Source organism: Myxococcus sp. AS-1-15, from assembly GCF_020037055.1.
Lineage (GTDB): Bacteria > Myxococcota > Myxococcia > Myxococcales > Myxococcaceae > Myxococcus > Myxococcus fulvus.
The window spans coordinates 336,947-350,633 of the sequence record NZ_JAIQDF010000004.1; the positions used below are offsets into that span (position 1 = coordinate 336,947).

At 72.4% G+C, this 13,687-nt stretch carries 10 protein-coding genes; 9 read left to right on the forward strand and 1 reads right to left on the reverse strand.

Features of this window, described 5'->3' with window-relative positions:
• The gene (locus tag K8625_RS14495; RefSeq protein WP_223783051.1) at positions 1-2,331 is read right to left on the reverse strand and encodes a serine/threonine-protein kinase; all 2,331 of its coding nucleotides are present in this window, start codon (positions 2,329-2,331) and stop codon (positions 1-3) included.
• 91 nt (positions 2,332-2,422) lie between these two features.
• Here K8625_RS14495 and K8625_RS14500 point away from each other — a divergent pair, with 91 nt between their 5' ends.
• The 9 genes from K8625_RS14500 to K8625_RS14540 all read left to right on the forward strand — a co-directional run bounded on the left by K8625_RS14500 (position 2,423) and on the right by K8625_RS14540 (position 13,681).
• Positions 2,423-3,064: a hypothetical protein gene (locus K8625_RS14500; RefSeq protein ID WP_223746710.1), complete on the forward strand. Its 642-nt coding sequence runs from the start codon at positions 2,423-2,425 to the stop codon at positions 3,062-3,064.
• A 285-nt stretch (positions 3,065-3,349) separates the two neighbouring features.
• Positions 3,350-4,606 carry a hypothetical protein gene (locus K8625_RS14505; RefSeq protein ID WP_370640329.1) on the forward strand — a complete coding sequence of 419 codons (1,257 nt, stop codon included), beginning with the start codon at positions 3,350-3,352 and terminating at the stop codon, positions 4,604-4,606.
• Between the two features lie 15 nt (positions 4,607-4,621).
• The gene (locus K8625_RS14510) at positions 4,622-5,335 is read left to right on the forward strand and encodes a VTC domain-containing protein (RefSeq protein WP_223746708.1); all 714 of its coding nucleotides are present in this window, start codon (positions 4,622-4,624) and stop codon (positions 5,333-5,335) included.
• 5 nt (positions 5,336-5,340) lie between these two features.
• Positions 5,341-7,053 carry a dTMP kinase gene (tmk, locus tag K8625_RS14515; RefSeq protein WP_223783052.1) on the forward strand — a complete coding sequence of 571 codons (1,713 nt, stop codon included), beginning with the start codon at positions 5,341-5,343 and terminating at the stop codon, positions 7,051-7,053.
• Between the two features lie 15 nt (positions 7,054-7,068).
• Positions 7,069-7,773, forward strand: coding sequence for a DUF4956 domain-containing protein (locus K8625_RS14520; protein WP_223746706.1), 705 nt, complete (start codon positions 7,069-7,071; stop codon positions 7,771-7,773).
• Positions 7,770-8,552 carry a hypothetical protein gene (locus K8625_RS14525; protein ID WP_223746705.1) on the forward strand — a complete coding sequence of 261 codons (783 nt, stop codon included), beginning with the start codon at positions 7,770-7,772 and terminating at the stop codon, positions 8,550-8,552. The genes K8625_RS14520 and K8625_RS14525 overlap by 4 nt, the downstream gene beginning before the upstream one ends.
• Before the next feature lie 132 nt (positions 8,553-8,684).
• Entirely contained in the window at positions 8,685-10,310 is a 1,626-nt protein-coding gene (locus tag K8625_RS14530; protein WP_223783053.1) for a metallophosphoesterase, read from the forward strand.
• Between the two features lie 133 nt (positions 10,311-10,443).
• A complete protein-coding gene (locus K8625_RS14535) occupies positions 10,444-11,877 on the forward strand; it encodes an RsmB/NOP family class I SAM-dependent RNA methyltransferase (RefSeq protein ID WP_223746703.1) in 1,434 nt (477 codons plus the stop codon).
• Positions 11,878-11,902: 25 nt separating this feature from the next.
• Positions 11,903-13,681 (forward strand): M61 family metallopeptidase, encoded by a 1,779-nt coding sequence (locus tag K8625_RS14540; protein WP_223746702.1) that lies wholly within the window; start codon positions 11,903-11,905, stop codon positions 13,679-13,681.
• The last annotated feature ends 6 nt before the right edge of the window (positions 13,682-13,687 follow it).

The window sequence follows — 13,687 nt, forward strand, 5'->3', positions numbered from 1 at the left end:
CTACCCGATGAAGGCCGACAGGTCCTGCGTCTCCTTCTGGACCGAGTTCGGCTTGATGTCGACCTCGAACAGGAAGGGCTCCTTGAGCGGCCCGCCGATGAGCTCGAGCTTGTGCTTGCCCTCCATGAGGTCGATCTTCAGGCCCTTGCCGCCGCCGCCCTGGTACAGGCCCACGTCCTGCCCCCGGCGGCGCACGGTGATGCCGCGCACCGTCTCGGGCTTGAGGAGCAGCTGCAGCGAGCCGCGACGGAACTCCTGGGTGAGCACCTTGGCCTCGCCCGGCACGCCGAAGGCCAGCGTGTCCGTGTCCTCGGTGTAGATGCCCTGCTGCTCGTTCTCCAGGATGAGCGTGTCCTGCAGGTGCGCGCCCGACACCAGCGTCAGCGGCGTCAGGCCCAGCTCGGTGACGGGCTGCGAGCTGCCGCAGCGCTCCGTGTGCCGCACGGACACCTTCACCCGCTCGTTGGTGTTGACGGTGAGCCGCACGCCCTGCCCGTCCGACGCCGTGGCGCTGAGCACCGCGAGGATGGGCTTGTGGAAGATGGCCACCACCGCGAGCATGCCCACGATGAAGCCCAGCATGGCGATGTTACGCCGGGCCACCGGCTGACCCGCGTGGCGGCGCGCGTCCTTCGCCAGCGCGCGGTCCACCTCGTCCTCCTCCCGCACCGCGGGCGCGGAGGCGAGCGAGACGCGGGAGCGTGACGGCGGCGGCGGCGAGGGCATCTCCGCGCGGCTGGAGGTGCGCCGACGCGGCGGGGCCTCCGGCGCGGACACCTGCGACTGCATCCCCGTGCGGCGGCGCGGCGGCGGCGAGGGCTCCGGCGGCGGCAGCATGGTCCGCTCGTCGTCGTCCTCGTCCTCCATCCGCGTGCGCTCGTCCAGGTCCAGCGACGCGGAGGTGCGCGAGCGGCGCGGCGCGGGCGGCTCCACGTCCACCACGGGCGCGGCGCGCGTCATGGAGCGGCGAGGCGGAGGCGGCGCGGGCTCGGGGGGCTCTCCCGGATTCGTCGTGGCGCTGCGCAGGTCCGAGCGCGAGCTGGTGCGGGCCACCTGCGTCACGTTGGCGCTGCTCGGCCGGCGCATCGAGTCCGACGTCCCACCCCGGCGGCGGTTCGGCGCCTCCATGACGCCGGACGGCGCATCCCACTCGCCCGGGTCCTCCTCCACCACCGGCTGCGGCACCGCGCCCGTGCGACGCGCGGGAGGCGGCGGCGCGGAGCGGGACGGCGCGGCGCGGCCCCGCTCGCGCGGAGAGGACGACTCACCCGGAGGCGCCTCCCAGCTCATGTCCGACGACGACGCGCGCCCCCGGCCCCGCTCCTGCTGCGGCGGGGGCGGCGCGGACGGGCCCGAGCTGCCGGACTCCTCGTCCGCCAGCACCACCTGGCCCTGGGCCTTCTCCTCGTTCAGGCGGTCCGCGAACAGCGTCTCCATCAGCTCGGAGATCTGCACCGAGCCCGCCACCCAGCGCTGGCCGACGAGGATCTCCTCGAGCGCCGTCTGGAACTGGCGCGCGTCCCGGTAGCGGTCATCCGAGCTCTTGGCGACGGCCCGCATCACCACCGGGTCCATCTCCTCCGGCACGTCCGCCACCTGCGACGGCGGCTGGATGGCGCACTCCATGGCGGCCTGGAGCGTGGCCAGCTCCGACTCCCGCTTCAGGGGACGCACGCCGGTGAGCAGCTCGTACAGCACCAGGCCGATGGCGAAGATGTCCGCGCGCCCGTCCAGGGGCTTTCCGGCCGCCTGCTCCGGCGCCATGTACGCGAACTTGCCCTTGATGGCGCCCGACTTGGTGAGCGACGCCTGATCCGCCGCCTTGGCGATGCCGAAGTCCACCAGCTTCACCGAGCCGTCGAAGCTGATGAGGATGTTCTGCGGCGAGATGTCCCGGTGCACCACGCGCAGCGGCCGGCCCGCGTCGTCCGTGCGGCTGTGCGCGTAGTGCAGGCCCTCGCACGCCGCGGCGACGATGCGGATGGCCAGGGGCCGGGCGATCCACTGCCCCGCGCTGGCCGCCTTGCGCATCACCCGGCCCAGGTCCTCGCCGTGGATGAACTCCATGGCGATGTAGTAGGTGCCGTTCGCCTCGCCGAACTCGTAGACCTGGGCGATGTTCGGATGGTTGAAGCGCGCCGCGATGAGCGCCTCGTTCCGGAACATCTCCACGAACTCACGGTCCTCCGCCAGGTGCGGGAGGATGCGCTTGACGACGAGGTTCTTGTGGAAGCCCTCGATGCCCGTCTGGCGCGCAAGCCACACCTCGGCCATGCCGCCGGTGGCAAGCTTCTTCAGGAGCTGATATTTCCCGAAAGATTGAGGGTTCATCCCGGGTCTCTGGCCGGGGGAGTTGGCTCAGGTGGAATGCGTCAGGGCTCGGCATCCTAGAGGACAGCGGTCGCCGAGGCAAAGGTGGCATGTGTGGAGATCGACTGGCGCGCTGATTGCCTGCCTGCTCACGACGGGTGCGGTCGCGGCCACTCCGGGTGCGGATCAACTCCGCACCGAGCGCCGCGGTGACGTCCTGGAGCTGCGCTGGGCGGACGCCGAGGAGCGGCTGCAGGGTACGCTTCACCCCGCCATGCCCCGCGAGGGCGAGCCCGCGATGCTGTCCCTGCACGTGGGCGCCTTCCAGGGCGCGGAGTTCACCGGGCCGCTGACGCTGACCCTGCACCTGAAGGACTCCCCCTCGCAGCTGACGCGCACGCTGACATACGACGGGGTCAACTGGCACACGCCGCTGGAGTTCGACGAGCCGGGCCTCTACGAACTGGAGGTCCGCTACCAGAACACGCGGCTCAAGGTCCTCACGGGCCACATCACCGTGGCCTCCACGCCCCTGCCCCGCGGCCTGAGCTGGGCGCTGGTCATCGGCGGCTCGGGCCTGGTGCTCGCGATGGGCGTGAGGGGCGCGCTCCAGCGCCTGCGGGGCACACCCCCGCCCACCGGAACGTCCGACGTCGGCGCTCCTCCCGCCGTCATCCCACCGGTGGAGGCGTCCTCGTCCACCGAGCCCCCCGACGCCACCGCACCGGCGCCGGATGCGGCGTCCAACCGGTAACTCCTTCCACCGGCTGATCGACATTCGTACAGGGATGGGTGCCCACGAAGTGGAACTTTCGTTCCCACCGAGGGCTTCGTAACGCCCGCGTCACGACGTTTTCGAGCCCTCTGACGGGCTTGCGTCGCCCACCGCCGTCCGCCACCCGACGTTGTCCAGTCGGGCACCGCTGTTGCACAAGCGCTCTGCCGGCTGCGACGGGGAGGCGGGGACATGGGTGGGTGGCGGTTGGATGAGCTGGGGAGGCGGGGTCTCCTCGTCGCGGTCCTCGTGGGTGGACCGGCGTTGGCGACCCCGGCACCCGAGGGTGGCGTGGAGGCAGCGGCCTCCGGTTCCGCCGCCTCGGTGGACTCGCTCTCGGGCGGCGTGGTGGATGGCGTGGAGCCCGTGGACGCGGGGCCCCCCGAGGGTTCCGAGCCGCTGGAGCCCACGCCGGGCCTGACGGAGGGCGCGCTGGCGCAGGCGCTGCCGCCGCGCATCCAACCCGGTGACTCACCGGACGCGGCGCCCCCGACGCCGACCACGAGCGCGGCGCCCACCGTCGAGCCCGCCAAGACGGCGGCGGAGCAGAAGAAGAAAAAGAAGAGGAAGCCCGGCGCGCAGCAGGAGGACTCCATCGGCGAGGACGCCACCGCGCTGGACGACACGCCGGACGACGAAATCCAGACGGTGCGCGTGTTCGGCCGCGTCTATGCGCAGGCCAGCGCGGACCAGCGCGAGAAGTACGCGCGCACGCTGAGCATCAACTCGGCGCGCGTGGGCGTGGCGACGTCGCTGCCCAACCTGGAGGCCGAGGTGAGCGCGGACCTGGCCGACTCGAACATGCTCAAGGACGCCTTCGTGCGGCTGTCCGACGACAACAAGCGCTTCCGCCTCTATGGCGGCCAGTTCAAGTCGCCCTTCCTCCAGCGCCGGCTGGAGGGCGCGTGGAGCCTGCCCATCCAGGGGCGCGGACTCGTGGAGGACTACCTGGGGGACGTGCATGAGCTGGGCGGCCGTCGGCTGGGGCTGATGGGCGAGGTGCGCTTGAAGGGCCTGTGGGACCTGCGCGTCTCCGCTGGCGCGTTCCAGGGCTCGCGCGACGAGCTGGGCGTGCGCACCAAGGAGGACCTGGCCGGACGCATCACCGTGCGTCCGCTCAAGAAGATGCTCACCCTGGGCGTCAGCACGTACGTGGCGGAGGCGCTGGACCGCGCGCGCAGGCACGCGATGGCGGCCGACGCGGAGCTGAAGTTCGGCGCGTTCCACGTCACGGGGGAGGTCGTCACGGGCCGGCTGCCGGTGGGGCCGTTCACCGCGCAACTGCTGCTGGCGAGCTGGACGCTCCCGGTGACGACGGAGTGGGCCCTCCAGCCGGTGGTGGGCGCGGAGGGACTGCAGCTGCGGGGGGATGTGGAGGGCAGGGGCCACTCGTTGCTCGGGGGTCTCAACCTGTTGTTGGGGAGTCGGTTCCGGGGGCAGTTCCAGGTGGAGCGCGCGCTGCGGCCGGGGGACGAGGCGCCGGGCCTCGAGTACTCGCTGCAGCTCGCCACCCGCTTCTAATCACGGAGACACGCCATGCTCTCGTTCGCCGAGGGGGAAGTGACCAGGCTCCGGCGTGAGTTCAAGCTGGTGCTGGAGGAGGAGACGGCGCTCGCGCTGTGCGCGCGCCTGACGCGGGAGTTGGAGGGACAGGTGCCCGAGCCCACGCGCATCGTGTCCGTCTACTTCGACCGGCCGGGCTGTCCTTTGGCGTCGCGCGCGCTGCGCACGCCAGAGGACTGCCTCAAGGTCCGCACGAAGGAGTACTCACCGGACGTGGGCGCGGGGGGCGTGGAGCGCGTGGTGCTGGAGGTGAAGCGCGAGCGCCATGGCCTCACACAGAAGCGGCGCGTCTGGGTGCCGCGCTCGGACCTGGGGCGTGTGCTCAGGGGCGGCGCGCGGCTGTTGCCGCTCATCACCGGAGGCAGCCTGCAGCCGGTGCTGGCGGTGACGTATCAGCGCCACGTGTATCAGGCGTCGCAGGCGTGGCGGGTGACGGTGGACCGGGACATCGGCTACCACCAGATTGCCCCGGAGCTGGCCATGTCCCAGCTTGCGCTGACGAGCGAGCGGCTGGGGCCGCCCTTCTTCCGCGAGGGCCGCGTGGTGGTGGAGGTGAAGCACCTGGGGGAGGAGCTGCCCGACTGGCTGTCGTCGCTCAATCCGGGCGGCGCGCCGACGTACAGCAAGTTCGCAGAGGGGATGGCGAGGGCACATGCCTTCGCCGTGGATGGGGTCGCGAGGGGATAGGCACCGTGTTCATCGACTTCGAGGGGATTGACGGCAGCGGCAAGACGACGCTCTCCAACCTGTTGGCCGGGAGGTTGAAGAAGCTCGGCTACCGGGTGGCGCACGCACGGGAAGGAGGCGAGCTGCGCTCGTCCACGGCCCGGCGCGTGCGGGAGCTGACGCGGGACGCTCGCCTGTTGGAGATGTCACCGCGCGCGGAGTTCTTCCTCAACCTGGCGCGCGACGCGCAGCAGTTGGAGGAGGTCGTGGCGCCCGCGCTGTCGCGGGGCGAGGTGTGCATCACGGACCGCTACCTGTACTCGCAGCTGGCGCTGAGCGGGGGAGGCCGGGGGCTGCCCATGTCGGAGCTCAGGCCCGCGTGCGAGCTGGCCTCGCAGGGCCTGTGGCCTGATTTGGTCATCCTGGTGGACGTGGACCCGGACCTGGCCCGCTGGCGCAAGCGGCTGGGCAAGGCGCTGACGAACAAGAGCGAGGCGGGCGACAGCCGCAAGGGCATGGTGGGCGCGGGCCTGGCGGTGCGCGTGCGCGAGTCCTTCCTCGCGCTGGCGAAGGAGGACCCGCGGCGCTGGCTCATCATCGAGAACAACGACGCGCCGCTGCACGTGCTGGAGCAGCGCCTGGTGGACGCGGTGGTGGCGCGGCTGGAGGGTCGGGACACGCCCGTGCAGCGCATCGTCCCCGCCCCCGCGTCGGTGCCCATGGGCCCCGTCGAGGTGGAGAACGTCGAGGCCCGCTTCTTCCAGGCGCTCGACACGGTGGAGCCGCGCGAGCCGGCGCTGGCGGTGTGGATGCTGGGCGGCCTGCCCGGGCTCGCCGCGCATCAGCGACGACTGGACTTCGTGGAGCGCTTCCCCGCCCTCACGGCGCGGGGCCTCCAGGGCCTGGATGACGCGCCCGCGTGGACGCTGCGCGAGGTGCTCGCGCCGCTGGCGCCGGCCCAGGTGGCGGCGAGCCTCCTGGGCCAGACGGGCGCCCGCGCGGCGATGCTGCGGGAGCGGCTGTATGCCCAGGCGCCCGCGGAGGCGCTGCAGGGCCTCAAGGGCGACAGCTCGCCCCAGGCGTGGAGCCTGCGCGAGCGCGGCGTGCGCGACGGGAAGCTGAGCGACGTGCTGCTGGGCCTCTCCGGCGTGGACGGCGAGGAGTCCTGGGTGGTGCGCGAGGCGGGCATGCAGCGGGGGCTGTACGCGGAGGTGGCCCGCAGCCTGGGGGGACTCTCCGACGCCCGCGCGGACGCGCTGCGCGAGGCGCTGCTGCCCCACGACAGGCTCGCGGTGCTGCGCGGGACGCAGGGACTGGACACGCCGGTGGCCCGCGGCCTGCGCGAGGCGCTGGCGGACAAGGCCACCAAGCTGGTGATGCGCTCCCTGACGGGGCTCTCCACCGAGGAGGCCTGGGCGCTGCGCGAGCGCGCCGCGCCGAAGACGAAGGAGGCGCTGGACTCGGTGGACGGGATGAACGACCCGCGGGCGTGGCGCCTGCGGGTGACGCACGCGAGCCGCTGGCCGGCCACCGTGCTCTCCTCGCTCAAGGGCCTGCCCGTGGGACCCGAGGCGCGCGTGCTCATCCAGCGCGTGCTGGAGGCCCATCCCCGGAAGCTGCCCGCGCTGCGCAACGCCTACGCCGTCATCGCCACCGCGGCGGCGCTCGATACCCGGGCCACGCAGGCCCGCGCGAGCCGCCCGGCGGTGGATGCACCCACGCAGCAGGTCGAGCTCTGAGGGAACACACACACCATGGAGGCCTCCATTCCGGCGTTCCTCGAGAGCGCCAAGTCGGAGCTGAACAGCCTGTCCATCACCGTGATGCTGCCGCGGATGCTCGCGGCGGCGCTCATCGGCACGGTGCTGTCGCTGCGGCCCTGGCGGCTGGTCATGCGCCGGGCCCTGCCGAAGGCGGACATGATTCAAGCGCAGGTGCTGCTGTGCGCGGCGGCGGCGGTCATCACCGCCGTCATCGGTGACAGCGTGGCCAAGGCCTTCGGCCTGGTGGGCCTGGGCGGCTTCGTGCGCTTCCGCTCCGGCCTCAAGGATCCGCGCGACGCGGCCATCCTGTTCCTGATGATTGGCCTGGGCATGGCGTGCGGCCACGGCAGCCTGGGGCTGGCGGGCGTGGGCACCGTGTTCGTGGCGGCGCTGCTGTTCGTGCTGGACCTGTTCAACCGCGAGGCGCCCTCGGCGCCGAAGCAGCGGCTGCTGGTGTCCGCCCAGGCCGATGACCTGGTGGGCGCGGAGGCGTCGCTGAGGAGCGCGCTCGGGGAGCGCAACGTGATGGTGAAGAGCTGCGCGCTCGACTTCGACGGGCGGCGGCTGGAGCTGGAAGTGGAGGAGCCCGTGCCCGGCTCGCTGACGGCGGCGCTGGGACGGACGGAGGGCATGCCCCTGCGGGGGCTGCGGTGGACGGCGGTAGGCCCCAAGGGGACACGGGAGGAGCTGACATGACGCGCAGGTGGGTGGTCGCGCTCGCGGCCGGATGGTTGCTCGTGGGATGTGGTGGTGGAGGGAGCCTGCCGGGCGCCGGCCCTGGTGCGTCCAACCCGGACGGAGACGTGGGCCTGCCGGGGGACTCGCAGAACCCCGACCCGTCGAACCCGGACCCGGCGGCCACCACGCTGTGGCCGCTGTCGACGGGCTCCGTCTGGGTCTACGACATCCAGGACCCGGTGCACGGCAGGTTCCAGAAGCGGGTGGAGGTGCTCGGCCCGCGCGACGTGCCGGGCGCCCCGGCGGGGACGACGGGCGTGCTGGTGCACAGCCGGCAGGACCGCGTGGCCACGGGCATCCTCTACGAGGAGTACTCGTGGCAGCTCGAGCAGAGCAACGGCCTCGTCGTGCGCCTGCGCGAGGAGGACCACCGCGACGGCGTCCAGGTGCGCACCACCACGTGGAGCCCGGCGACGGTGAAGTCGCTGGCGCGCGCGCCCACGACGGTGCCCTGGGCCTACACCAGCGCCGTGCAGGAGTTCACGGTGCTGGGTGACGGCAGCAAGGACGACAGCGACCCGACCTACACGTGGCGCGTCCTGGAGGTGGGCGTGACGGTGCAGACGCGCGCCGGCACCTTCACCAACGCCGTGAAGGTCCGCCGCGACAAGCTCAACGACGCGGGCGAGGTGAAGGAGGGCAAGGAGCGCACGTACTGGCTGGTGCCGGGCATCGGCAAGGTGCGCGAGGAGGGCGAGCGCACCGAGGACCTGGCCTCCTACGACATCAAGAAGTAGCGCCTGTCCGCTGTCCCAGTGACGGGCGTGCGAGGGCTCGCCTCGCCGCCCGCTCCTTAACGGGAAGGTTGGATGAAGGTCGCGGAGTGAACGGTTGGGCCTCCGTCCCGAGATGGTTCGGGAGGAGGCTGCATGCATCGGAAGAACCGCTTCACCCCACTTCCCCTCGCCGTGGCCCTGACGTTGGTGTCGGGCATGGCCTCCGCGGGCGTCCTCGCCCGCGACCCTTATCTGCAGAAAGTCGGTCCCGACACGGCCCTGGTGGCGTTCCGCCTGGCGGCCAACTGCTCGCCCGAGGTGCGCTATGGCGTGGGAGCGACCAACGAGGTCGCCCGCTCGGTGGACTCGGGCAAGGTCCACGCGGTGGTGCTCACGGGGCTCAAGCCCGGCACCGAGTACACCTATGAGGTCAGCGCCTGCGGCCTGAAGACGCCGGCCAAGAGCTTCAGGACGGCGCCCGTGCCCGGCACGCGCCGCGTGCACTTCGCCGCCATGGGTGACTTCGGCACGGGCGGCTCGGACCAGCGGCGCGTGACGGCCCGGATGGTCCAGACGAAGCCCGAGCTCTTCGTCGCCCTGGGCGACAACGCCTACCCGGACGGCACCGAGGCCGACTTCCAGGAGCACCTCTTCGTGCCCATGGCGGAGCTGCTCTCGCAGGTGCCGCTGTTCGCCTCGCCCGGCAATCACGAGTACGTGACGAACCAGGGTCAGCCGTACCTGGACAACCTCTACATGCCCACCAACAACCCGGAGGGCACGGAGCGCTACTACTCGTTCGACTGGGGGCACGTGCACTTCGTGTCGCTCGACTCCAACTGCGCCATCGGCCTGTCGTCCGCGGAGCGCTGCTCGCTGGCCAAGCAGAAGGCGTGGCTGGAGACGGACCTGGCCGGCACCACGCAGCCGTGGAAGGTCGTCTTCTTCCACCACCCGCCCTGGTCCAGCGGCGAGCACGGCTCGCAGCTCACCATGCGCCGCCAGTTCGCCCCCCTGTTCGAGAAGTACGGCGTGGACCTGGTGCTCACCGGGCATGACCACAACTACGAGCGCAGCAAGCCGATGAAGGGCGACGACGTGGCATCCTCGGGCGGCATCCCCTACCTGGTGGTGGGTGGCGGCGGCGCGACACTGCGCGCGTTCGACACCAGCCAGCCGGCCTGGAGCGCCATGCGCGACAACAAGGCGTATGGCTTCCTGGACGTGGAGGTGGTCGACGGGCTGCTCACCGCGAACCTCCTGACGACGGACGGCAAGGTGCTCGACAGCCTCACGCTGCGCAAGGACCTGCCGCCCGTGGAAGAGCCGCCCCCGGCGGACGCGCTGAGCGTCACCGTGGAGGGCGAGCGCGGCGTGGCCCCCCACCGCGCGCTCTTCCTGGCGACCACGACTCCGGACGTCCCGGTGAGCTGGGACTTCGGCGACGGCGGCTCGGCCCAGGGCCGCTCCGCGGAGCACACCTACGCCAAGGCGGGCCAGTACACCGTGACGGCCACCGCCACGTTCGGCGCGGTGACGCGCACCGCCACGTCCGTGGTGACCGTCACCTCCGCGTCCGGCGGCGGAGGCGGGGGCACCGACGCGGGCACGCCCGACGAGCGCCCCACGCCCACCCTGCCCGGCACGCCCGGCACCGAGGATGAGCCCGGCGGCGGCTCCGGAGGCTGCGCCGCGGGCCCCGCCGCCACCCTCCTCCCCCTGGCGGGGCTGCTGTTCGCCGGGCTGATGCGTCGGCGCCGGCCCGGCCGCTCCGACTGAAATCCCCCCGCCCTCCCCCCAGGCGCGGGCATCCCCGGGTGTGTCGGCGGGCGCGAAGGGCGTCCGGCGGCCACCCGGGTTTGCTTTCCCCGCTTGTCAACCCGCCCCGGGGATGCAAAGGCCCCTGCACGTCATGGCTCCCCCATCCAAGTCCCGCCGCTTCGCGCGGCCGTCCACGAAGAAGAAGTCCCCCTCCCCTTCGTCCGGAAAGAAGAAGCTCACGGCCGCCGAGCGCGAGCGCTCCACGCGTCCGCTGCGCGAGGACCTGGTGCTCCAGGCCTGCCTGGAGGCGTACGCGCTGGTGCGCCACGAAGGCCGGCTGTCGGACCGGGCGCTGGACTTCACCCTGCGCCGCAAGGCCAACCTCTACTCGTCGGAGCGCCGCGCCGTCGCCGAGCGCGTCTATGCCCTGCTGCGCCGCCAGCGCACCGTGGACTTCCTCCTGTCGCGCGCCCACCCGCGCTTCGACTCGCTGGACGCGACGCGGCAGGACGTGCTGCGCCTGGCCACCTCGCGCGTGCTGCACGGCGAGCCCCTCGCCGACGTGGCGCGCACCTCCTCGCTGGCGCCCGGTGACGCACAGGCCCTCTCCGCCCTGCCCCAGGCCGCCGCGGCGCTGGAGGCCCTGCCGGAGAAGAAGCGCTTCCCCATCGCCGCGTCGCTGCCGGACTTCCTCGCCGAGCGCTTCCTCGCGCTGTACGGCAAGGACGCCGCCCGCGCCGCCGAGGCGATGAACGAGCGCGCCCCGCTCACCGTGCGCGCCAACCTCCTGAAGGAGGACCGGGACGCCTTGGCGAAGCGACTCGCCGCCGCGGAGGTGGAGTCGAAGCCCACGGCCCTGTCGCCCATGGGCCTGCACCTGGAGACGCGCCTCAACGTCTTCGCGCTGGAGAGCTTCCGCGAGGGCTTCCTGGAGATCCAGGACGAGGGCAGCCAGCTGCTCGGCATGCTGGTGGACGCGCCGCCCACGCGCGTCGTCGATGCGTGCGCGGGCGCGGGCGGCAAGACGCTCCAGCTGGCCGCGCAGATGAAGAACCGCGGTGACCTCCACGCGCTCGACATCGACGAGCGGCGGATGGAGGACCTCAAGAAGCGCGCGCGCCGCGCGGGGGTGCACAACGTGCGCGCCCAGCTCATCCCCGCGGAGGGGCCGGAGGTGGACACCGCGCTGGAGGCGCTGGTGGGCAAGGCGGACCGGGTGCTGGTGGACGCGCCCTGCAGCGGCACCGGGACGTTCCGCCGCAAGCCGGACGCGCGCTACCGCCTGACGCCGGAGGATTTGGAGACCCACGCCGCCCGGCAGAAGGCGCTGCTGGAGCGCTTCTCGCGGATGGTGAAGCCCGGCGGCCGGCTCATCTACGGCACGTGCAGCGTGCTGCGCGAGGAGAACGAGGCCGTCGTCGAGGACTTCCTCGCCCGCCACCCCGAGTACAGCGTGCGCCCCGTCGCGGAGCTGTTGGGCGCGGAGCTGGGAGCAAAGCTCGGCCCCGGCCCGTTCCTCAGGCTGGCGCCCCACACCCACGGCACCGACGGCTTCTTCGCGGCCGTCCTCGTCCGGGCGAAGTAGCCTGCCCGGGAAGAAAGGCCCGGCCATGTCCCCCACCGTCGTCCGCTACCGCGTCAGCCTGCCCCGGCCCCACACCCACCTGCTTGAGGTGGAGGCCACCTTCCCCGAGGGCGCAGCCTCCCTCGACGCGCGGATGCCGGTGTGGACGCCGGGCAGCTACCTGGTGCGCGAGTTCGCGCGGCACGTCCAGGACGTCACCGCGTCGACGGGGGACGGGACGCCCCTGCCGGTGCGGCGGGTGGACAAGCAGACGTGGCGGGTGGACGCCCAGGGCCAGGCCGTCACGCTGCGCTACCGCGTCTACTGCAACGAGCTGACGGTGCGCACCAGCCACGTGGACGGCACGCACGCGTACCTCAACGGCGCCTGCGTGTTCCTCTACACGGACGCGACGCGCGAGCTGGAGCACCACGTCACGGTGGAGGCGCCGGCGGGCTGGACGTCGTTCTGCGCCCTGGGCCAGCGCGACGGGGCCTTCGTGGCGAACGACTACGACACGCTGGTGGACAGCCCCATCGAGGTGGGTCCGCACACGCCGCTGACCTTCACCGTGGCGGGCGTGTCCCACGAAGTCGTCGTCTGGGGCGACACGCCGGCGGACCCGGAGCGGTTGTGCTCGGACTTCCAGCGGCTGTGCGAGGTGCAGGCGCGGCTGTTCGGCGGGCTGCCCATGCCGCGCTACCTGTTCCTCCTGTACCTGACGGACAAGGGCCGCGGCGGCCTGGAGCACCAGGCCAGCACCGCCCTGCTCTTCCCGCGCACGGGCCTGTCCACGGGGCGCGGCTGGGAGGACCTGCTCACGCTGGCCGCGCACGAGTACTTCCACCTGTGGATGGTGAAGCGGGTGAAGCCCCGAGCGCTGGTGCCCTTCGACTACTCGAGGGAGAACTACACCGCGCTCCTGTGGGCCTTCGAGGGCACCACCGCGTACTACGACAACCTCATCGTCCGCCGCGCGGGGCTGATGTCCGCGCAGCGCTACCTCACGCGCCTGGGCGAGACGCTCACGGCGCTGCACTCCACGCCGGGCCGACGCACGCAGACGCTCGCGGAGGCGTCGCTGGTGAGCTGGGTGAAGCACTACCGGCCGGACGAGAACTCGCCCAACAGCGCCATCTCCTACTACCTGAAGGGCGAGGTGGTGTCGGCGCTGCTGGACCTGGAGATTCGCCGCGCCACCCGCGACGCGCGCGGGCTGGATGACGTGATGAGGCTGTTGTGGGAGCGCCACGGCGACGGCTCCGGAGTGGGCGAGGACGGCGTGGAGGCGGCCGCGAGCGAGGTGGCGGGCGTGGACCTGTCGACCTTCTTCGAGCGGGCGCTGCGCACGACGGAGGAGCTGGACTACTCGGTCCTCTCGCACGTGGGCCTGGAGGCGAACTTCCGCCCGCGAGAGTCCGCCAGTGACAGAGGCGGCACGCCGCCCAAGGGCAAGGCCACGGAGGCGCGCCCCAAGGGGTGGCTGGGCCTGACGCTCAAGGGGAGCGCCACGGTGGCCACGGTGCTGGACGGCTCACCGGCGCAGGACGCGGGGCTGTACGCGGAGGACGACGTGGTGGCGCTGGACGGCTGGAAGGCGGACGGCGCCGCGCTCGTCGCCCGGTGCGAGGACAAGCGCCCCGGCGAGACGGTGCGCGTGACGGTGTTCCGCCGGGACAGGCTCCTGGAGGTGCCGGTGGTGCTGGGCGCCAAGCCCGCGGAGGCGGTGTGGCTGTCGCGCGTGGACAGGCCCACCGAGGCCCAGAAGGCCGCGTACCAGTCCTGGCTCGGCGCCCCCTGGGACGAGGCCCCCGGCGCGGCATAGGCTGCG